The following is a 19,731-nucleotide window of genomic DNA, read 5'->3' as shown; positions in this document are numbered from 1 at the left end:
GTTCTCTGGTTCCTCCCAGCGCCGGGTTAAAAACGCTCCGTTAATGCCGATGTCTACAACAACGTTCTGATGATCGCCCATAGCTCCTCCTAAAAAGTTCCTCGACATATTTGGACACCCCAAACACCGGTTCCTGCCTTTGCCCAAAGGTTTTCGGCCAGGTTCTGTCGTACTATGTGGGAAACCATAAACAGAGGGTTGATAGATTTTGCGGGGGGGGGACGCTCATGCGACTATCCGGTTTAAAGGTCAAGACGGTTGAGCGGATTGTGGTTCATGTGCCTTTCACTCCACGCTGCCAGGTTTGGAACCAGCGGGAGGTTTGGCAGTGGGGCATTAGCGAGATCATTCGAGTAACCACCAACGTGCGCGGGTTGGTGGGTTTCGGGGAGACCCTGCTGCACTACACGTGGGGACGTGTATCTGAGGAGGCCGTTCAGCGCGTTATCGGTGGCAACCCGGTGGAGTTTTTGGGCGACGATAGGCTTGGGGCTGGGCTGCAGATGGCTCTTTACGATGTGGTTGGAAAGGCGTTAGAGGTTCCCGTCTATAGGCTCCTCAACCTACCGAAGGTTCGGGATTGGTGCCCTATCAGCTGGTGGAATATTGACATGTCGCCGGAGGCCTTTGCCGAGGAGGCGAAAGAGGCCGTGGCATATGGCTATACCTCCTACAAAATCAAGGCAAGGCCTTGGTGGGATATCTACGCCCAAGTCGAGGCCATCAGTCGCGTCACTCCTCCCAATTTCAAGCTGGATTTGGATTGGAATCAGATGCTGTTAACCGCCGGCAACGCGGGGCCGGTGCTTTCGCAGCTCGACCGCTATGGGCGTGTGGCCATCTACGAATCGCCCATTTTCCAACGCGATGTGGAGGGCAACCGGCATTTGCGCTCGCTTACCACACGACCTATCGCCCTCCATTTCGGCGAGCCGCCTTTCCCCACCGTCGCACGCCGTGGCGTGTGCGATGGTTTTGTGGTCAGCGGAGGCATCGCCTCTATTCTCCGCCAGGCCGCCCTAGCCGATGCCTTCGAGATGCCGTTTTGGCTGCAGATGGTGGGCACAGGGCTAACAACGGCTCTTTCGCTGCATCTAGGTGCCGTGTTAAAGCGGGCGGTATGGCCGGCAGTGAACTGCCTTAACAACTATGCGGACGACCTGCTAAAGCGTGCCATTGAGATTGTAGGGGGTTATGCGCGTGTACCGGAGGGGTCGGGGCTAGGAGTTGAGCTGGATGAGGAGGCCTTGATGCGCTATCGGATGCGCCCACCCTACGCCATTCCACGTCCACGGCTGCTTTTGCAGGTGGTGTGGCCTCAGGGGTTCGCGGTGTGGTATCGGGATATGCAGCAGTGTTGGGACGATTTCTTGGCAGGAAACCAACCGGTTCAGGAGCGCGGCGTTCGCATGGAGACGTTCGCCGACGACGGCTCGAAGGAGTGGGCCGATCTCTTTCAGCGCCTACAGCAGGGGCCGATACGAACAAAGGAAGAGGCGCACAGCGCCTAGTCTTTTTACCTTTCATGCGCGATGTCGTCGCTACAAAAGGCCATTGGATGGAATGGAGACAAGGGGGAGCGTTAGAGACAACGCCCCCCTTTAAGAAAGCAGCATCTGCTTGCGGCGCTCTAGGATCTCGCGTTTGGCCTGCCATTCGGCCAGAGTTGCACGCTCTTTCTCAACGATCTCCGGTTTAGCGCGCTCCACAAACTGCGGGTTGTTGAGAAGCCCCTCCGAGCGGGCTATCTGCTTCGCCACGGCATCGAGCTCTTTTTCAATCCGCTCCAGCTCCTTGGCGCTATCCACCGCATCTCCCAGGCAGAGAAGCACCTCTAAACCGGCAAGCGCTTCGGCAACCCATTTTCCCTCACAGTGCTGCTGGCTTGGGTGTTCCGCACCGAGAGATAGCTCACTCAGCCGCGCCAACTCTTGGATGAACGGCACAGCCGGCTCTAGAAGCGCGTGAATCCTCTGGTCGGCGGTCACTATCGCCCCTGCCACGCGTGCGGTGGGCGGCACGGAAAATTGGGCGCGAAGGTTGCGCAAGGCGCGCGTCACCTCTTGAATTCGCTCCATACCGGCACACGCCTCCGCATCGAGCCGAGTCGGATCGGCTTGCGGGTAGGGCGCCAAGCAGATGGTATCGCCCGTATGGGGCAACCGCTGCCATATCTCCTCGGTAATGAAGGGAATAATGGGGTGCAGCAGGCGAAGAGTGGTTTCCAAAACCTGCGCTAGGAGGGTGCGCACGGTACGTCCCTCTTCCGGCGGCTCGCTGCGAAGCCGCAACTTGGCGATCTCGATGTACCAGTCACAAAAGTCGTCCCAAAAGAAGTGATAGAGGGCGTGGGAGGCGTCGTCCATATCGTAGTTGGCGAGGGCCGCATTCACCTTTCCAATGGTTTCATGCAGCCGCGAGAGTATCCAACGGTCTGGCAGCTGTGTCGGCTCTACAGGGCCCAGGTTGCCATCTGCGGGTAGCTCTTGTCCGTTGGGAGAGGCCAACACCGTTAGCACAAATCGAGAGGCGTTCCACAGCTTGTTACAGAAGGCGGCGGCGATCTCTGTGCGTGCGGCGCTGTAGCGAATATCCTGATTTTTCCCGGCCTGCTGCATAAGGGAGAACCGAGTGGCGTCGGCTCCGAAGCGGTCAATGAGCTCAATAGGGTCTACGCCGTTACCCTTGCTCTTGCTCATGCGCTCCCCTTTTTCATCCAGCACGGTGGCGTGAATGTAGACATCGCGGAAGGGGATAATGGCGCGCTGCTTGCCGTTCTCTTCCAGCAGACCGTCGGCCTCCAGCGTGCGGTCGGCCGGCCTTTTAATAAAGTCAAGCCCCGTCATGATCATGCGGGCGACCCAAAGATAGAGGATCTCTTGTGCCGTGGAAAGCAGATTGGTGGGATAGAAATAGGCAAGCTCTGGCGTTTCGCGCGGCCAACCCAGGGTAGCGTGAGGCCACAGAGCGGACGAGAACCAGGTGTCGAGCACATCTTCATCTTGCCAAACGTTCTGGGTGCCCAGCTTGGTCACCGCCTCTTCGCGACTGCGTGCGAAAGTATGCTGTCGCTCCCCTCCCTCGTCGGTCCACCATACGGGAATGCGATGCCCCCACCACAGCTGCCGACTGATACACCAGTCGCGGATGTTCTCCATCCATCGCAAATAGATTTCGGTGTAGCGCTCGGGAATGAAGCGGATTTTGCCCTGTTTCACCACCTCGATGGCAGGTTGGGCGAGCGGTTTCATCCGCACAAACCACTGTTCGGAAAGCAGCGGCTCGATGACCTCTCCACTGCGGTCGGAGATGGGGGTTTGAATGGTGTAGTCCTCTATTTTTTCAAGGAGACCCAGAGCTTTCATAGCCTCCACCACTTTCTCACGAGCCTCATAGCGGTCCAGGCCGGCGAAGTCGGGGCCGGCGGCCTCCGTCATGCGCCCCTCTTTGTCAATCACCACGATTTGAGGAAGGTTGTGGCGCAGCCCGCATTCGAAGTCGTTTAGGTCGTGGGCTGGGGTCACCTTTACCGCCCCCGAGCCGAACTCCGGTTTGGCATAGTCATCGGGAATAAGTGGGATAAGCCGATTGGTAAGGGGCAGCCGCAACAGGCGTCCGAAGTGAGGCTTATAGCGCGGGTCATCGGGATGGGCGGCCACGGCGGTATCGCCGAGCATCGTCTCCGGACGCGTGGTGGCGATGGTAATGAAGCCGTTACCATCGGCAAACGGGTAGCGAAAATGATAGAGCTTTCCAGGGCGTTCCTCCACGTTAACCTCAATGTCGGACACGGCGGTTTGCAACTTCACATCCCAGTTCACCACGCGCGTGCCGCGGTAGATCAGGCCACGCTCATACCACGAGCCAAACACCTCCATGATGGCCTCTACGTAGGAGGGATCCATGGTAAAGCGCACACGCTGCCAGTCGTAGGAGCAGCCCAGTTTCTCAAACTGATAGTAGATTCGGTTGCCGTACTGCTCGCGCCATTGCCAGCATCGTTCAATGAACCGCTCTCGGCCCAGCTGTTGGCGCGTGAGGCCCTCTTTTTCCAGCTCCCGCTCCACCACGGTCTGCGTGGCGATGCCCGCATGGTCGGTTCCCGGCAGGCAGAGGGTACAAAAGCCGCGCATTCGGTGCCAGCGGGTAAACACATCGAGGATGGTGTTATTGAGTGCATGGCCGATGTGCAAACTACCTGTGATATTGGGAGGGGGGATGGTGATGCAGTAGGGTGGACGCGACGGATCGGGCTCTTCATGGAAGAAGCCCATCTCTTTCCATCGAGCGTACCATCTCTCCTCCACCTGAGAAGGGTCGTAGCTTTTCGGCAGCTCCGCAGGCAAAGCGGAATTTTGGGTTGTCATCGTCCTCAACTCCTCCACACTTTCAAGAGCATTGAAATAGGCCCGCGTCGTTTCCTCTCGAAGAGGAAGGACGCGGGCCTGGTGTACCCACGCGGTACCACCTTCCTTCCCAAGCTGCTGTTGGACAGCTCGGGCGCTTTGGGCGCGATAACGGGCGCACCCGTCGCGCCTACTTAAACCCTTAAGCGAGTTCTTTGGGCGACGCGACTCCGAGGCGACGTTCGACGCGGCCCATCAGGGAGCTCTCAGCATCCACTCCCCTCTCTGTAGATGCGCCCACGTCTACTCCTCCTCTTCTTCGTCTTTCACAATGAGATATGATACTAGTTCTGTATACGGCGGCTGCGTAACGTTTGTTGGCGAGGGCCTCAGAGCCGCAAAGCTCTGCCACGCAAGCCCTTTCTACTAGCCCCTACCGTTCTGTGTTTCTTCGAGCAGCAGCGGCTACGGCCTCCCAACCGCCCAGGCGATACATGGCCTTGCCACAAACGGCACAGTACCCTTTAAGGTCATATCGCCCACGGCGATTGCACACCTGAATGGCGTTTTGCATTTGGCGCTTGGTTCGACAGTGCACACAGTAGCCGATCACCACCGGCTCCGTCTCCACCGTGGCGGTTTGGTTGGAAAGAGGTCCATCGCCTTGCGTGTCGCTCATTTTGCTTTCTTCAGTAGCGGCAGCCCCGTCGGAGCCTCGGTGACCACATAGCCGGTCGGCACGGCATCAAGAGCGCCCGGCTTGATCTCCTTTGCGAAGAAGTAGAGCGTTCGCTTCCCCCCGCGAGACTGGGTTTCTTTACAATGCAGGTAGTACGTCTCGCCTGTCTTTTTGCTTTTCACGGAGTAGGGCATGGCAAGCCTCCTTTTAAAGTGAGAGTGTTAAAGTCGAACCCTCTTCACAAGGCCTAAGCATAGGGAAGCCCGAAAGCTTCCTCGCTGTACCTCGTAGAGTTGCGGGTATAATAGCACAGTCTTCACAGAAACGCAAGTGGTTTTTGGGCGGTTTCGGAAAAAATCTTTTCCGTTCGACCCCTAAGAAGGATTCTAGGCACGTATTGTAGAACTAAAGCGTGTGGTCAAAAGCTGCCGTGCCCACCTTACTGCAGAGGACGCTACGAGTTTTTCGGTAAGGGCAACCCGATTCGCACATTCGTTGGAGTTGTTAGAGAGATAGGTGGCAGACGAAACGTTTCTTGGCGAGGGCAAGGTTTTAACCTACAATGAGCGTTGTTTAAAGCGCCCCGCTCTAGGTGGCAGCTCGACCTATAGAAGACCAATCAAAGTTAAATCGTTCTATTTTTTTACAGAGGTGGCCTACCTATGAAAGCGGTGATCATGGCCGGGGGCGAGGGAACTCGTTTACGTCCTCTTACCTCTCAACGTCCGAAGCCGTTAGTTCCGGTACTGAATATGCCCATTATGGAGCATATTGTGCTGCTGCTGAAAGAGCACGGTATCACAGACATTGTGGTGACCCTCCACTATTTGGCGGATGAAATAGAGGGCTATTTTGGGGATGGCTCGGAGTGGGGCGTGAACCTCATCTACTCCGTGGAAGAGACGCCCTTAGGCACAGCCGGAAGCGTAAAACAGGCGGAATCCTACCTTAAAGACGATACTTTCCTCATCATTAGTGGAGACGCCCTCACCGATATTAATCTTGACCGTGTGATCGAGTACCATCGTAAAAGGAAAAGTCTCGCCACCCTTGTCCTTTCCCACGTTCCCAACCCCCTTGAGTTCGGCGTGGTGATTACGGATGACGAAGGCCGTATTCGCCGCTTTCTTGAAAAGCCTTCCTGGGGTGAGGTGTTCTCGGACACGGTGAACACCGGCATGTACATTTTGGAGCCGAGCATCTTCTCCTACATGGAACCAGGCCAAAACTACGATTGGAGCCATGACATCTTTCCCAAACTGCTGAAGGAGAAAAAGCCGCTCTATGGCTACATCATGGAGAACGACTACTGGTGTGATGTGGGCAACCTTCAGCAATATCGGGAGGCCCAGTATACGGTGCTAGACGGCAATACGCGTGTGCGTATCGGCACCCGCAGCGTCTTGAGCCACACCAACGGGGTTTGGGTGGGCGACGGATGCGAGATCGATCCCTCCGCGCAGATCTTACCTCCGGTGGTTATAGGGCGCAACTGCAAAATCAAAGGGGAGGCCATCGTAGGCCCCTACTCGGTCATCGGAGACAACTGCATTATTGAAGAGCAGGCGAAAGTCCACCGGAGCATTCTGTGGGATAACGTCTATGTGGGGGTGGGCTCTCAGATCAACGCCAGCACCGTCTGCTCTCACACCACCATCGAGTCGGACTGTAATATTCAAGAGGGTGCGGTGATCGGTGCACGCTGCCGCATTGAAAACGGCACCACCATCCGTACCCAGATCAAGCTGTGGCCGGACAAGATCATCGAGGCTGGCAGCATCGTTACAATGAGCCTTATTTGGGGCCAGAAATGGGCTGGCTCCCTCTTTCGAAAGCAGGGCGTTATGGGCATCGCGAACATCGAGCTAACCCCAGATTTCGCCTGCAAATTGGGCGCCTCGTTTGGGGGCTACCTTAAACGTGGCGCCACCGTGGTAACAAGCCGCGATTCGGGGCCGGTTGCCCGCATGATGAAACGCGCCCTCATCTCCGGCCTGCTCTCGGTGGGGGTTAACGTGCTCGATATGCGCTCCATGCCGCTGCCCATCGCACGGCACAGCATCCTCGGCTCGCAGGCCGGTGGCGGCGTCCATGTGCGCATCGCCCCCGACGACCCCAAAATGATCCTCTTCGAGTTCTTCGACGAACAGGGCATCTACGTCGCCCAAAGCGCCGAGCGCAAAATAGAGACCATCTTCTATCGTGAGGACTTTCGGCGCGTGGATGCGGAACAGGTGGGCATTCTGGAGTTTGCCGGGCGCGGCATCGAACAGTACGCCGAGGCCTTCTATCATCGCCTTAACACAGAGGCCATACGAGACCTTCACCTAAAAGTGGTGGCCGACTTCGCCTTCAGTCGCCTCGCCAGCATCTACCCCTCCATGCTTGGGCGCATGGGCGTAGACCTCATCGCACTTAACGCCTATCCCGATGTCCAAAAAACACCCAAGACACCCGAAGCGCGTGCGGCCCTGCTGCCTGGGCTGGCCAGAATTGTGCAGACGCTGCAGGCCGATATGGGAGTGCTGTTTGAAGCCGATGGGGAACGCATGACGTTGGTAAGCGAAGAGGGGCAGGTTATCGGCGGCAATGAGCTTTTAGCGCTGATGATCGCCCTCGTGGCGCGCACCCACCCCCATGCGCGCATTGCCGTGCCCATCACCGCCCCTAGCATCCTTGAACCCATTGTGGCCCTGCACGATGGTACTATCGTGCGATCGCGTACAAACTCCAGAGACCTCATGGAGTTCTGTGTGGCCCGCCCCAACAAAGAGGGCCGTGTGGACTTTGCCGGCGACGATCGAGGCGGATTCATCTTCAGCGAGTTTCAACCCACCTTCGATGCCATGTACGCCTTTGGAAAACTTATGGAGATGCTGGCCACCACTGGCCTGCGCCTCTCCGAACTGGTGCGCGAGCTACCGCCAGCCCACCTCACTCGAACCATGATACGCTGCCCCTGGGATGCCAAAGGGCGCATTATGCGCGTGCTCACCCGTGAGGCCGATTCGCTGATGACCGCGAATAAACAGCATGTGGAGATGGTAGACGGCATCAAGTTCTTTGAAAGGGATGGCTGGGTGTTGGTCTTGCCGGACGCCTCGGAGCCCTACTTCCACATCTATGCCGAATCGAGCTCCCACGAACACGCCCACGAGCTGCTCTGCAAGTACGCCAAAAAGATTGAGCTGCTTCTGCAAGATTAACGTCGCTGTAGCTGCCACCAGCGATCGGCCAAAATGCGGGCAGCGTAGTCGTCATAGGGCCTATCTGGAGTACGGAGGGCGCGTGGCAACAGCTTTTGCCAACCTCGTGCGGGGTTCTCTTGGACAAAAAGGCGGCGTGCCGCCTCCGACGTATAGGCCTCTTCCATTATCACAAGGGGGGTCTCTTCCACCGCTTTCTCCAACGCTTCTATAAGAGGGGCACTGCCCGTCCCCTTGCCCACAAGGATCACCTGCGGTGAAAACTGCGTCTTTAGCCGACGAACCTCCTCCACAAGCCCATCCGGCGCGACAATCGCCTGGTAGAGCGCCTTCCCCTCGTCGGTCACCACCGCGATCCCACAGCGAACCCGACCTGGGTCTACCGCCAGTACCACACCTTTGCCTATGGTTCCGATCTCCTTAGGCTGCAGGGCACCATGGACGCTTTATAAAAAGCCATCGAAGCGCCCTAGCCCCCCGCAGCGCGCAGAAATTCGATGCGTAAGTGCTCTGGGTCGAGAAGGTCCGCCGATGTAATTGAGCTGGCCGCCACCGCTTTTATTAGCAGCGGGCCGCGCATTCGTTGGGCCTGTTGCACGAGATGAGCCAACGTGAGCGGGTCGAAAAGCCCCACTTGGCTCGCACCGGTAACCGGGTCAACAGCGGGAATAATGCCAGCCTTGATCGCGGCCGAACGCACGTCCGTCTGTAAAAACTGAGCGAGCTTCTGTTGCAGGTCTCTCACCGAAAGCACCCCCTCAATTTTCTCTTCGGCCAGCTCGTCGCCCGAGTGAAACACCGTTTGCACGGTGCGGCTAACCACCTCCACGGGCACCTGTTCTCCGTTAAGGGTGTTGCTTAGACTGCGCACAATAAGCAGCGTTGGCGTATCGCTGCCCTCGAGCCTGGCGGCCAAATCGTTCAGCGCGGCCTCTGTATTCGAACCGGTAGCCCCGCCGGTTAGGGTTAATGTCATGGGCGACAGCAGGTGCACAGCGCTGCCGTTATCTCCTATAGCAGCGCCATAGCCCAGCGCGGTGGCGCTCGCTTGCTGCAGCAGCTGCTTCAGCTGGGTAAGAATGGTCTGACGATCTAAATGTGCTGCGATCACGGTACGCGCCAACTCGGCGCCGTAGCGTACGGCGATGGGGCTTTGCCGCAACACCAGATAATCGTTGGTGGAACCGGCGAGGAAGCGATAGACCTCGTCTAAACGCTGGCTCACCATGGTATAACGGCTTTGCGCCGCCGCCAGCTGGTCTTGCACCTCCTGCAGCTGCTTACGTATCTCCGCAGCCTTCTGCTCCTCGCTTTGATTGGCCTCCAACTGCAGTTGGTTGGTTCGCTCCAACACCTCGTTGGCACGGCCCAAATCGGCGTTCTGTCGCTGCAGGTCACTGTTGGAGGCTATGAGGGTTTTATTCTCTTGGGTAAGTTTGGTGTTTTCGTGTACCAAAGCTAGGTTCTGCTTGGCCAGCTCACGATTTTGAGCGACAAAATGCCGATTCAGCGCCTCCAGGCGAGCTCGCTGCTGCTCCAACCGCGCTACCTCCCGCGTTTTTTGGGCCAGCTCATCGCGCTTACGCGCCACCTGTGCTCGCAGATGTTCGCTTTGTGCGCGCAGCACAACCACATGCTGTTTGGCCCGTTGCAGCGCTTTTTGCGAGAGGAGCAGCTGCTGATGGGCCTCTTGGGCCAGCTCCTGATCGCGCTTCGCTTGGGCCATGGCTTCGGCGGCCTGTTGGCGGGCAATGCGCACCTGGCGGTCGAGACGCGCCTTTTCGGCTATGGCCTGCTCGCCTTCGAGGACCACCTGCCGAATAGGAGGAGAAATGAGCAGGAGAGCCGCTATGCTAATCATGGAGATGAAGGCCCCGGTTAAGCTGGTAATGAGAATCGCTGTATGCTTTGGTCGCAACCCAAACCAGGAGACGCGGCGCTTTCCCCATCGTCTCCCCTGCAGATCGCCGTAATAGGCAATGAAACCGCCCAATACGACCAGTAAGAGCAGTGCTAATGTTGTCCAGATCATCGTGCTCCCATTCCCCTTTCCTAAAGGGACGCCTAGGTCGAAGCCCTTAGGGTTAGCCAGATTCCCACTACGGCACCGACCATGTCGGCGGAGAAGCTTGCCAGCATCGGAGGCAACCCGCCACTTTTGCCAATAACAAACATGGCGTGATAGAATACCCAATAGAGAAATACGATGAATATCGCCATACCAAATCCCACCGTGCGGCTTCCCCTCGTTGCGTATTAAGCCCCAGCGCCGCGCCCACCACCCCAAAAATAACGCTTGCCAAGGGCAGAGCAATCTTACCGTAGAGGTCCACCTCTTCCCCACGTGCCTCCTCAATGCGTCCCTCCGCCCTATCGCGCTCGATCTCTAGACGGAGTTGGTTGAAGCTAAGCCGGTTGGCATCGTTCACCTGGGCGTTCATCACCTCGTTGAACGATTTGCCTATACTTGCATTATCGGGAAGCACTTTTAGCGTTTTGAAGTTGGTCACCAGCGTGTCCTTTACCAACCCTGTGGCCTTGTCGGGCACCAGCAGCACCCAAGAGCCATCGTAATACGTCCAGTTCAGACCGCTTTGGTCAAGGCCACGCCGATCGGTGCTTTGAGCGCGAGCGCAGTTGACGATGAGCTCCACGGCCCCGTGCATTGCCGGATCGTCGCTGTAACGCACAATGCGGACGTTGCGCAGTGTTTGCGTGCGGGCATCGTAGCCTCCTTGCACGTAGACGCTTTCCTGAAGGCCTCGACCATCCTGACGTTTAATATCGTAGGAGATCGGCTCGTCCGACTTTGCGATATGTTGCAGCGCCTCCTGTTTGAGGTCGTACATCGCACGTGTGGCCGGCGGCACAACGGTCTCGTTCCATGTAAAGGCCACAATACTTACCAGCAATCCTACCACAAACACGGGCATCACAACGCGAGGAAAGCCGATGCCCGCCGTAAAGATCGCCACGATCTCCCTATCGGCCGAGAGGCGTCCTAGCGCCATCAGTGAGGCGAGCAGCATCGCCATAGGAAACGTCTGTGTGAGAATGCCAGGGAGGGCGTAGAGCACGAATCGCAGCACGAGATGCAACGGCACGCCCTGCACCACCATGTCGGTGGCTTGAAAGAGAAAGCCGGCGGTGAACACCAGCACCAGAAACATGAACATGCCGGTGAAAAACGGCCCCACGAGGTCGTACAGAACGAGCTTATCAATGAGCTTCATGATCGGGTTCTTTCTCTTTGGGGGTCGTCTCGGTTTCGGGGGCCTCCCAAGGGGCGATGCCGGCCTCGCGCAGCTCGGCCTCCGCCCTGGCGCGCAAGCCCTGGTGGGCTCCATGCCCACGGCTATACGTGTAGCGTTCGCCGAAATAAGAGCGTATGGCCACGGGGTCTTGTAGCAGCGTATGGGCAGGGCCTTCCACACGTTTCACGCCGTCGGCGATGATATAGGCGCGCTCTGTGATATCCAACATGGCCTCCACATTATGGTCGGTAATGAGGATGCCGATTCGGTTTTCGGATTTTGCCAAGTCATGCACGATATTGCCGATGTCCTCGATAGCCAAAGGGTCCACGCCGGTGAACGGTTCATCCAGCAGAATAAATTTGGGCTTTGCCGCCAGGGCACGCGCGATCTCCACCCTCCTTCGCTCGCCACCCGACAGCAGCCTTCCCAAGCTGCGGCGCAGATGCCCAATATTCAGCTGTCCCAGCAGCTCTTCCATACGTTGGCGGCGTTGGGCTTTGGTCAGCGGCTGCGCCTCTAAAACCAGGAGTAAATTCTCCTCCACCGTGAGGTTTCGAAACACCGAGGGCTCTTGGGGAAGGTAGGCGATTCCTTCACGCGCACGCCGATACATGGGCAACCGTGTGATCTCTCGATTATCGAGGTAGACATGGCCGCTTTGGGGACGCACCAACCCCACGATCATGTAGAAGGTGGTGGTTTTTCCCGCTCCGTTGGGCCCTAACAACCCCACAACCTCGCCCTGCTCCACCTCCAAACTAATGCCATTGACCACCCGACGCCCCCGATAGACTTTCACCAGATTCTCCGCACGTAGCTTCATGGCCGCTTTCCCTGTGCTTTCTTTTGTTTTGGGCTTGTTGGCGAAGGCACCACCGCCTCCAGGCGCGCCGTGCTGTTGGGGCTATTCATCACCAAGTCGTCGTTGCGCAGGTTCCAGCTAATGGTATCGCCCCGCACCCCAAGGTAGCGCACTGGGCCTGCCAACGCGGGGCTTTGCGCCGTTATCTGCGCAGGCCCTTGCAACACCACCTCCGAGGTCTGAGCTGTGTTCGTATAGACCAAAGAGGCCGCCTTAGCCTCCACGATCTCTTTCCCATCGCCAGGCTGCGGAGGGTTCGATGCCGTGTTGGGAGGGTGATAGGGACGGGAAAAACGACATTGCACCTCTCCCTGCGTGGCCATCTGTACAACTTCGTTGGTGGGGGAAAGTGTACCCTCTATCTTTTCGCTCTCGATGCGCGACTCGAAGCCGGTGTCAGGCTCCGATGTCTGAAGAACCAGAGCCTTCCCCTCCACCTGAAATCGCTTGCCCGGCACAAACTCCCCCTGTTGAAACCCGTTGACTTCAACCGTTCCTAAAGAGATTGGACGCGCCTGTTGCCCTTGTGTTACCGGCAGAGCAGAGGGTTTCGGAGAGAAAGTAAGCGAATCTCTGCCGGCTTCGCCATAGAAAAGATAGCTCGTTGTGCGGCCGAGGTGAGCTACTAAACGCGCCGCTTGGATAGAGGCGGGGCCTTGGAGCTTCTGAGGGATCTGCAGGGTTCCCACCACGTTTTCCAGGGAGACCTCAGAGGAGGCAGCTTCATAGTGGGCTCGATCGGCACGGCCATCCAGAACCATAAGCCGATTTTGGGTGTCCGGCTCCGTTCCATGAAAATGAACCTCTCCTTGCCCCCTGATCTCTGCCAGACGGTTCTGAGCGAAGTAGGCCTCCAAAAGATCGGCGGAGAGGAGGCCTTTGGCCTTGGTAACCACATCCTCGAAGGCAACTTGCACGGGAGCGCCGCTCAGTTGCACGGCGCGAGGGAGGTCTACATCGGCCCGAGTAAACGCCGATACCTGCACCGGGCCCAACCGATGACGCGGCGCGGCGCCTCCCTTGGGGGCAGCCATTTTCGGCACAAACGTAAGGGAATCGGCGTTGGCGCGCCCGCTGAGTTGGATGCGACCGCTTTTATCGGTCGCCACCACGGCGCTATCTACTTGAATCGTTGCCGGGCCCTCCAGGCGGCTTGGGTCCAGCAGCTTCGCGGTCACTCCAGCGGACAAGAGAAGCTGCTGGGTCTGCTCGTTGTAGCGGGCATGCCCTGCCGTTCCCTCCAAGGTGCGCTGCTCCTGCCCCTCCTTACGAACCACGCGAAACTGAATAGGGCCTTCTAACTCCACCTCCACCTCGCTCCCTTTCGGCCCAATCGCATGTCCAACCACCCCATTCACGATTAGATAGAAGCGTAGGGGGCGATTCGGATCGGTGGTGGCCACCACGATGTTTTTTCCGCTCACTACAAAGTTACGCAGCTGGCGCAAATTCGTGCGAAAAGCGGAAAAATGAGAGATGCGAATATCGCCAATGGACACCGGCAGCTGCGCGCTTGTGGAGGGTTGCTGCGCCCGCACCATAGTAGCACCCCCAATCAGCAAAGAGGCGAAAAGCGTGGCGCCCAAGGGCCTCCCTTGATAGAGACATCCAAATTTCACTGTGTTGCTACAATCTCCCCGGTTGCGATATGGTAAACCATGCGCGGGGCCGAAGTGGTATAGGGTGTTGACGCACGTCCGCCTGCAGAGTTTCCTCGAAATTGTACAAGATGGACGTTCCCTTCCGCAACAATGCGGTCGGCATCGCTCTCCCAGGTCATCCTATCGGCCGTAATCAGCGTGTTCGGTGGCCGTTCCCTCGAAAGCACGCGCACGTGCCCTTCTCCTCGAAGCGTGTGCTGCTGTTGGTTGGCGATCACCGTGTCGGCCTGCACGTCGGCCACGTAGCGCCCCTCTTCATAGAGACGTGCATAAACCCCCTTTAACAGGAGGGTCATATCCGTCTCTCCTCCTTTATAGAGGATGCTGCCCTTTTGGGCGTTGGCCACCAACAGCGGCACCATGGGCCCGTAAAGGTTGGCGGTTTTATGGGTTTCCCAACGCAGATGCCAACCAGTGCCCTCCACTCGTCCTCGCAGGTTCTGTTGAGCCTCGTTGGCCGAGGCGGCCTGGGCGGAAGTCCCTTGTCTCGTGGCGCTTTGCCGGGGGTGGTTTGCGGCAGCAATCCGGCCACCATGGCAGCCGGCAAGCAACACTGGAAGGAGGCCGATGAAAAGAGACAAGGCGAAAGAGAGGGAATGACGGTTCATGTTGGTTCAGGCAGAGACGATAGCGTCGCGCGAGGCACAGAGGAAACCACACGGAGCGTCTTGTTGTCGCTGAGCGCCATACGCCGGCGCAGCTGCCCGCAGGCCGCATTGATAGCGTCGCCCCGCGTCATGCGTTGTGTGGTCACTCTCCCTGCCGCAACTAAAGCCTCGCGGAAGCGAGCGATGGCCTCTCGGGTTGGGCGTCGAAACCCTTCTGGCGTCTCGACATAGTTAAAAGGAATGAGGTTCACGTTGCCTGGCAGCTTCCATCGTTCTAGAAGAGCGGCCAGCGCCCGTGCCTGTTCGGGGCTATCGTTCACGCCGCCTATCAGCAGATATTCGAAAGTGAGGTTACGCTTTGTGATGCGGGCATATTCGGCGCAGGCCGCGAGGATTTCATCGAGCTTCCACTTGCGCGCGGTGGGGATGAGGCGGGCACGCAGGGCATCGTCTGGGGCGTGCAACGAGAGGGCCAGGGTAATTGGCAAATCCTCTTTCGCCAGCGCCAATATTCCCGGCACCACCCCTACCGTTGAGACCGTGAGATTGCGCATGGAGAGGCCTACCTCACCTCCTAAAAGGCGCAGGCTTTTCACCGTGGCCTCGTAGTTCCATAGAGGCTCTCCCATGCCCATATAGACGACATGGGAGATGCGTCGGGGGCTCTCCCTCTGCATCACCAAGTATTGGCCGACGATCTCGCCGGCGGTCAGGTTGCGGGCCAGCCCTCCCTGTGCGGTGGCACAGAACCGACATCCGGCCGGGCACCCCACCTGTGTCGAGAGGCAAGCCGAGACGCGATCGGGGTAGGGCAGGTAGACGCTCTCCACGGACTGGCCATCCTCCAGGCGAAGGAGGTATTTGATGGTGCCATCCGCGGCCACCTCACGATGAACCACCTGGGGCCATCCGAGCACATAGTGGGCCGCCAGCCTAGCTCGAAAAGCGGCGGGCAGGTCGCTCATGGCATCGAGGGAATCCACCTGTTTGCGGTAGATCCACCGAGCGATCTGCCGTCCCCGATAGGCAGGTTCCCCCAACTCAATGGCGATCTGTTCTAACTCTTTAGTGTTGCAACCCAATAAACAAGGCAGCTTGTGTTCCACAACAGCCCTACCTTCTGCAAATTTTTTACGATTCCCTCCCCTATATAAGCAGATTCTACCTACCTTCGTTCCTAGACTGCAAATAGGGGGACATCACCTGCCGTACAGACGACCAGACGAGGGGGTTATCCGGCCATTGTGAGCGTCATCGGGGCGATTCATCGGGCGACCGCGGGGGGTCGCCCCTACAAAAACACCAACATACCAATTTGTAGGGGCAGGCCCCTGTGCCTGCCCGTTTGCCCCCGTGCCTGCCCGTTTCATCCCATAATTTCCCAAAACCACGACGATCGTGGGAAATCCCATTGGGCGACCACAGGGGGTCGCCCCTACAAACACATCAACATACCAATTGTAGGGGCAGGCCCCCGTGCCTGCCCGTTTGGAAATCCATGTTTGCCTATTGAATTCCGCAATTTGCCACAATCGGGACGATCGTGGAAAATCCCATCGGGCGACCACAGGGGGGTCGCCCCTACAAAAACACCAACATACCAATTGTAGGGGCAGGCCCCCGTGCCTGCCCGTTTGCCCCCGTGCCTGCCCGTTTTGAAATCCGTGCCTGCCCATTGAATTCCGCAATTTACCGCAATCGGGACGATCATGGGGATTCCATTGGGCGACCACAGGGGGTCGCCCCTACAGAACCAACCACACGCCTGCCCCTATATTCCGCAATTTGCCGCAACCGGTGCGATCATGGGGGATATCATTGGGCGACCACAGGGGGTCGCCCCTACACACAACCGCACGCCTGCCCCTATATCCCACAATTTGCCTAAAACGGGACGATCGTGGGGAATTCCATTGGGCGACCGCGGGGGGTCGCCCCTACCGGCGTTTTAACGATACGACTTTGCGGCCCTCTCGTGTAGAATCTCAACGGAATGTATCACTTCGAGGAGAACGGTATGCAAAAGGCAAAGAATGGGCTCTTTTTTGGACTTGTGGCCCTCTCCTTATCGCTCTTTAGTCTCTCACTACTTCCCTATACTCTGCCAACCCCAGCACATGCCACGGTGGAATATGCCCGTAAGGAGAACAAACCGTGCGTCTACTGCCATGTGAGCGCCGCTCCCGGCGTTTTAGACCCCACTACCGGCAAAGTGAACACCGTGGCCTGCAATGAACGCGGCTTCTACTACGAAACGCACAACCACTCCTTCGCCGGCTATGTGGAGACGCCCCAAATTAACCCCAGAGCACTCACCGGCCCCTTCCGCTTTGGATGGGCGGTGAAACTGCCCACCGCCGCCCAACGCGTGGTGGTTGCCGATGTGAAAGGAGATCAACACCCTCTGCTGATTACCCTCTCGCCCAGCGGCGCCCATCAGAGCGAGCTTGCCCTGTGGAGCTGGAACGGTAAGACGTTTGTTAAAGAGAGCGCCCTCCCCATCGCGGCGAACGCCGATATGCTGCAGGTTGGGCACTTTGCCGGCAACGACCAGCCCGTGCTGATCGTTACCGGCGATGGAGTGCGATGGTGGAATGGAAAACAGTTTGCTTTTCTACCGGCTCCTAACGGCTTTCAGCTCATCGGAGCGGTGCGGCTTCTGGATGGTACCGAACGCCTGCTGGGGACGATGAACGGCGGCGACCTTCAAGCTTATCGGGTTGACCTTTCAAAGGCCGGCAGCGCATGGCTTGCCGACCCCCAATCGCCCCCCCAAAGCCATGAAGTGCAGTGGGCCGAGATGCATGGCGACCCGAAACTACTGGAAAAAATAGGGATGCCTACAGCGCTTAGCCTGGGCGGGTTGATAGGGGTATGGAATCTGCCCACGCAACACCAGCTCTTTCTTTACCTCCCCAAGCTAAACCAGGACCTTGATACGGTTCCCGACCCCGACCATCCGGGCCAAAACAAGTTTGTGCTGAAGAGCCAAACGTGGTGCGTGGGCTTGCTGAACGCGACGAACGCCAACGACGCCTACTACACTCCTCCTCTGGCCGGTAAGGTCTACGATGTCGCTCGCGAAAGCCCCTTCGAACCAACAACGCCAGGGCTTCTGGTGCTTACGGAGCTCTCCACCCCTAACACGTCGGGGCTCTACTTCTTCCCGCTGACCCCGCCAAAGCCCTAGAGTTTAGGAGCGCTTTAAGCGGCGTCTCTCCTTGCGAGCCGCCTCGATGGCCTCTATCTCCGAATCGAGCACGGCTTCATCTTGAAACTCGAACTCGATGTCGCGAATGCGCACGGTGTCGCCATGGCGAATGCCCTGCTCGCGTAACGCCTGAAGCACCCCCATTCTCTCTAAAAGGCGATGGAGACGTTCCATCGCCTCCTCGTTTTCCACATCGGTCATGGCGACACGGCGCTCCACAGCGCGCCCCACAACCTCGAAAAGACCGGATTCTGGGTGGCGAACCTCCCAGAAGTTGTCATCGGTCGGCTTCACCTGAATGACCACTTTTCCTTGCGGTGCCTCGTCGAATGTCTTTGGCAGCGTCTCAAGCCTGCGCATGGTCTCAAAAATGAGTTCACGTAGACCGGTGCCGGTGGCCGCCGATATGCGAAAGACGGGGTAACCCTTCGCTGTTAGGGCCTGCTCGATCGGCTCTAGCTCGCTTGGATCCGCCAGAACATCTATCTTGTTCAACACCACGATCTGGGGCAGGGCGGCGAGCTTGGTGTCGTAGAGAGCTAGCTCCCTGTTGATGACCTCAAAATCGTTTAAGGGGTCCCGACCCGACAGACCGCTAACGTCCAGCAGGTGAAGCAGCAGACGGGAGCGACTGACATGGCGCAAAAACTGGTGCCCTAGGCCTGCGCCCTGGCTTGCCCCCTCGATAAGGCCGGGGAGATCGGCAATGACAAAGCTTTTATCCATATCTACCCGAACCACTCCAAGGTTGGGAACGAGCGTGGTGAACGGATAGTCGGCGATTTTGGGACGAGCGGCGGAGACGGCGGCAATAAGGGTGGATTTGCCCACATTGGGGTAGCCCAGCAGCCCCACGTCGGCAAGCAGCTTTAGCTCCAGTTTCAGACGGCGACGCTCCCCCGGCTCGCCCTTCTCGGCGAATTTGGGCGCCTGATGCACCGAGGTGGCAAAATGGGCGTTTCCGCGTCCTCCTCGGCCCCCACGCGCCAAGACCGCTGTCTGATGCGGATAGACCAGATCGGCCACCACCTCTCCGGTCTCAAGGTCGGTCACCACGGTTCCCACCGGTGCGCGCAGCACAAGGTCGGCGCCGTCTTTTCCAAACATCTGTTTGCTGCCGCCGTGCCCGCCGCGCTCGGCGCGATAGTGGCGCTGAAAGCGAAAGTCGAGTAGGGTAGAGAGATTGGGATCGGCTTTCAAAATGACGCTGCCGCCTCGCCCCCCATCTCCTCCGTTAGGGCCGCCGTGCGGCACATACTTCTCTCGGCGAAACGACACCATGCCGTTACCGCCATCTCCGGCGATAACCTCGATCTCCACTTCATCTACAAACATCTTCGCGGCTCCGATAAGGCTCTAAGGAAGCGAAAGGCGCGCAGAGCTTCTCTCTGCGCGCCCTCGCCTGATCTAAGTGGAGGTGGAGAGACTCGAACTCTCGTCCCTAGGGATTCGCCTCTGGCGTCTACGAGCGTAGCCTCCGTTTTAAGTTCGCGTCTGCCCGCCCCGGAGGCCGGGCTAGCAGAACGCTAGAACGCCTAAGAGGTTACGTGGAGGGGGCGTTCCGCCCTCACACGCCAAGCCGGCATGGTGACGCCCATTCTCGCCCGGCCGGCAGGGGCAAGATGGACGGGCGGCTAATTAAGCCGCGAGCGCGTAGTTTTGAGTGTTCGCGTTTATTTTTTTGCCGCTTTTTTACGAGGCCTGCGGCGCCTCGGCTCGCAACCAAAGACGGCATCGACTAGGTCGACACCAATCACCCCCGTTGTTCCATCCATACATATACCTTCTGCAAAGCGGAAAGGTTCCCACGCAAAGAGCGCGCAAATGAGGTTTGCAGCAGCGTTGAACCCCACACGAGCTGGGCATCTTCCCTAAAAACCGTAAACTTTTTTCACTTTTCG

Annotated in this window: 15 protein-coding genes, 1 other RNA gene, 1 pseudogene and 1 other annotated feature; of the genes and pseudogenes, 3 read left to right on the top strand and 14 right to left on the bottom strand. The window is 58.1% G+C overall.

What is annotated here, in order from left to right; translation table 11 throughout:
• Positions 1 to 227: 227 nt before the first annotated feature.
• Positions 228 to 1,511 (top strand): mandelate racemase/muconate lactonizing enzyme family protein, encoded by a 1,284-nt coding sequence (locus CCALI_RS09660; protein WP_016483299.1) that lies wholly within the window; start codon positions 228 to 230, stop codon positions 1,509 to 1,511.
• 90 nt (positions 1,512 to 1,601) lie between these two features.
• Here CCALI_RS09660 and CCALI_RS09655 read toward each other — a convergent pair whose 3' ends face one another.
• From CCALI_RS09655 to CCALI_RS09645, 3 genes are all read right to left on the bottom strand, one after another.
• Positions 1,602 to 4,367: a valine--tRNA ligase gene (locus CCALI_RS09655; RefSeq protein ID WP_016483298.1), complete on the bottom strand. Its 2,766-nt coding sequence runs from the start codon at positions 4,365 to 4,367 to the stop codon at positions 1,602 to 1,604.
• Between the two features lie 63 nt (positions 4,368 to 4,430).
• Positions 4,431 to 4,675, bottom strand: a binding site (T-box leader).
• A gap of 104 nt (positions 4,676 to 4,779) precedes the next feature.
• Positions 4,780 to 5,025, bottom strand: coding sequence for a DUF5679 domain-containing protein (locus CCALI_RS09650; protein ID WP_016483297.1), 246 nt, complete (start codon positions 5,023 to 5,025; stop codon positions 4,780 to 4,782).
• Positions 5,022 to 5,219, bottom strand: a complete 198-nt coding sequence (locus tag CCALI_RS09645; RefSeq protein ID WP_016483296.1) for a hypothetical protein — start codon at positions 5,217 to 5,219, stop codon at positions 5,022 to 5,024. Before CCALI_RS09645 ends, CCALI_RS09650 begins: the two co-directional genes overlap by 4 nt.
• Positions 5,220 to 5,687: 468 nt before the next feature.
• On the opposite strand from CCALI_RS09645, the gene CCALI_RS09640 reads away from it, so the two are divergent.
• Positions 5,688 to 8,231, top strand: coding sequence for a mannose-1-phosphate guanyltransferase (locus tag CCALI_RS09640; protein ID WP_016483295.1), 2,544 nt, complete (start codon positions 5,688 to 5,690; stop codon positions 8,229 to 8,231).
• Here the strand turns inward: CCALI_RS09640 and CCALI_RS09635 are convergent.
• The 9 genes and pseudogenes from CCALI_RS09635 to CCALI_RS16155 all read right to left on the bottom strand — a co-directional run bounded on the left by CCALI_RS09635 (position 8,228) and on the right by CCALI_RS16155 (position 16,330).
• Complete coding sequence (locus CCALI_RS09635; RefSeq protein WP_016483294.1) at positions 8,228 to 8,626, bottom strand: RuvC family protein; 399 nt, start codon at positions 8,624 to 8,626, stop codon at positions 8,228 to 8,230. The genes CCALI_RS09640 and CCALI_RS09635 overlap by 4 nt on opposite strands.
• 74 nt (positions 8,627 to 8,700) lie before the next feature.
• The gene (locus CCALI_RS09630; RefSeq protein ID WP_016483293.1) at positions 8,701 to 10,263 is read right to left on the bottom strand and encodes a DUF3084 domain-containing protein; all 1,563 of its coding nucleotides are present in this window, start codon (positions 10,261 to 10,263) and stop codon (positions 8,701 to 8,703) included.
• A gap of 32 nt (positions 10,264 to 10,295) precedes the next feature.
• A complete protein-coding gene (locus CCALI_RS16960) occupies positions 10,296 to 10,451 on the bottom strand; it encodes a hypothetical protein (RefSeq protein WP_425481264.1) in 156 nt (51 codons plus the stop codon).
• A gap of 44 nt (positions 10,452 to 10,495) precedes the next feature.
• Positions 10,496 to 11,464: pseudogene (locus CCALI_RS09625) on the bottom strand (LptF/LptG family permease); the annotation flags it as partial.
• Positions 11,451 to 12,311 (bottom strand): LPS export ABC transporter ATP-binding protein, encoded by an 861-nt coding sequence (gene lptB, locus CCALI_RS09620; protein ID WP_016483291.1) that lies wholly within the window; start codon positions 12,309 to 12,311, stop codon positions 11,451 to 11,453. The pseudogene CCALI_RS09625 and the gene lptB, both read right to left, overlap by 14 nt.
• On the bottom strand, positions 12,308 to 13,936 hold the full coding sequence (locus tag CCALI_RS09615) for a hypothetical protein (RefSeq protein WP_155850530.1): 1,629 nt from the start codon (positions 13,934 to 13,936) through the stop codon (positions 12,308 to 12,310). Before CCALI_RS09615 ends, lptB begins: the two co-directional genes overlap by 4 nt.
• Positions 13,937 to 13,965: 29 nt before the next feature.
• On the bottom strand, positions 13,966 to 14,619 hold the full coding sequence (locus tag CCALI_RS09610) for a hypothetical protein (protein WP_016483289.1): 654 nt from the start codon (positions 14,617 to 14,619) through the stop codon (positions 13,966 to 13,968).
• The gene (gene rlmN, locus CCALI_RS09605) at positions 14,616 to 15,725 is read right to left on the bottom strand and encodes a dual-specificity RNA methyltransferase RlmN (RefSeq protein ID WP_016483288.1); all 1,110 of its coding nucleotides are present in this window, start codon (positions 15,723 to 15,725) and stop codon (positions 14,616 to 14,618) included. Before rlmN ends, CCALI_RS09610 begins: the two co-directional genes overlap by 4 nt.
• 329 nt (positions 15,726 to 16,054) lie before the next feature.
• Positions 16,055 to 16,330 carry a hypothetical protein gene (locus CCALI_RS16155; protein WP_155850529.1) on the bottom strand — a complete coding sequence of 92 codons (276 nt, stop codon included), beginning with the start codon at positions 16,328 to 16,330 and terminating at the stop codon, positions 16,055 to 16,057.
• Between the two features lie 306 nt (positions 16,331 to 16,636).
• Here CCALI_RS16155 and CCALI_RS09600 point away from each other — a divergent pair, with 306 nt between their 5' ends.
• On the top strand, positions 16,637 to 17,809 hold the full coding sequence (locus CCALI_RS09600) for a hypothetical protein (RefSeq protein ID WP_016483287.1): 1,173 nt from the start codon (positions 16,637 to 16,639) through the stop codon (positions 17,807 to 17,809).
• A 3-nt stretch (positions 17,810 to 17,812) separates the two neighbouring features.
• On the opposite strand, the gene obgE is transcribed toward CCALI_RS09600, so the two are convergent.
• Both obgE and ssrA read right to left on the bottom strand, forming a co-directional pair.
• The gene (gene obgE / locus CCALI_RS09595; protein WP_016483286.1) at positions 17,813 to 19,165 is read right to left on the bottom strand and encodes a GTPase ObgE; all 1,353 of its coding nucleotides are present in this window, start codon (positions 19,163 to 19,165) and stop codon (positions 17,813 to 17,815) included.
• A gap of 74 nt (positions 19,166 to 19,239) precedes the next feature.
• Positions 19,240 to 19,591, bottom strand: a transfer-messenger RNA (tmRNA) gene (ssrA, locus tag CCALI_RS15785).
• Positions 19,592 to 19,731: the final 140 nt, after the last annotated feature.

Source organism: Chthonomonas calidirosea T49, from assembly GCF_000427095.1.
Classification (GTDB): Bacteria; Armatimonadota; Chthonomonadetes; order Chthonomonadales; family Chthonomonadaceae; genus Chthonomonas; species Chthonomonas calidirosea.
The sequence above is the reverse complement of the archived record's forward strand: the minus strand, read 5'-3'. Positions and strand labels throughout refer to the sequence as shown.

Excerpts from the sequence above, each read along its gene's own strand:
- CCALI_RS09650 (WP_016483297.1), bottom strand. The coding sequence starts at position 5,025 with ATGAGCGACACGCAAGGCGATGGACCTCTTTCCAACCAAACCGCCACG.
- CCALI_RS09660 (WP_016483299.1), top strand. The coding sequence starts at position 228 with ATGCGACTATCCGGTTTAAAGGTCAAGACGGTTGAGCGGATTGTGGTT.
- CCALI_RS09610 (WP_016483289.1), bottom strand. The coding sequence starts at position 14,619 with ATGAACCGTCATTCCCTCTCTTTCGCCTTGTCTCTTTTCATCGGCCTC.
- CCALI_RS09600 (WP_016483287.1), top strand. The coding sequence starts at position 16,637 with ATGCAAAAGGCAAAGAATGGGCTCTTTTTTGGACTTGTGGCCCTCTCC.
- obgE (WP_016483286.1), bottom strand. The coding sequence starts at position 19,165 with ATGTTTGTAGATGAAGTGGAGATCGAGGTTATCGCCGGAGATGGCGGT.
- CCALI_RS09630 (WP_016483293.1), bottom strand. The coding sequence starts at position 10,263 with ATGATCTGGACAACATTAGCACTGCTCTTACTGGTCGTATTGGGCGGT.
- CCALI_RS09640 (WP_016483295.1), top strand. The coding sequence starts at position 5,688 with ATGAAAGCGGTGATCATGGCCGGGGGCGAGGGAACTCGTTTACGTCCT.
- CCALI_RS09645 (WP_016483296.1), bottom strand. The coding sequence starts at position 5,219 with ATGCCCTACTCCGTGAAAAGCAAAAAGACAGGCGAGACGTACTACCTG.
- CCALI_RS16960 (WP_425481264.1), bottom strand. The coding sequence starts at position 10,451 with ATGGCGATATTCATCGTATTTCTCTATTGGGTATTCTATCACGCCATG.
- CCALI_RS09655 (WP_016483298.1), bottom strand. The coding sequence starts at position 4,367 with ATGACAACCCAAAATTCCGCTTTGCCTGCGGAGCTGCCGAAAAGCTAC.
- lptB (WP_016483291.1), bottom strand. The coding sequence starts at position 12,311 with ATGAAGCTACGTGCGGAGAATCTGGTGAAAGTCTATCGGGGGCGTCGG.
- CCALI_RS16155 (WP_155850529.1), bottom strand. The coding sequence starts at position 16,330 with ATGATCGTCCCGATTGCGGTAAATTGCGGAATTCAATGGGCAGGCACG.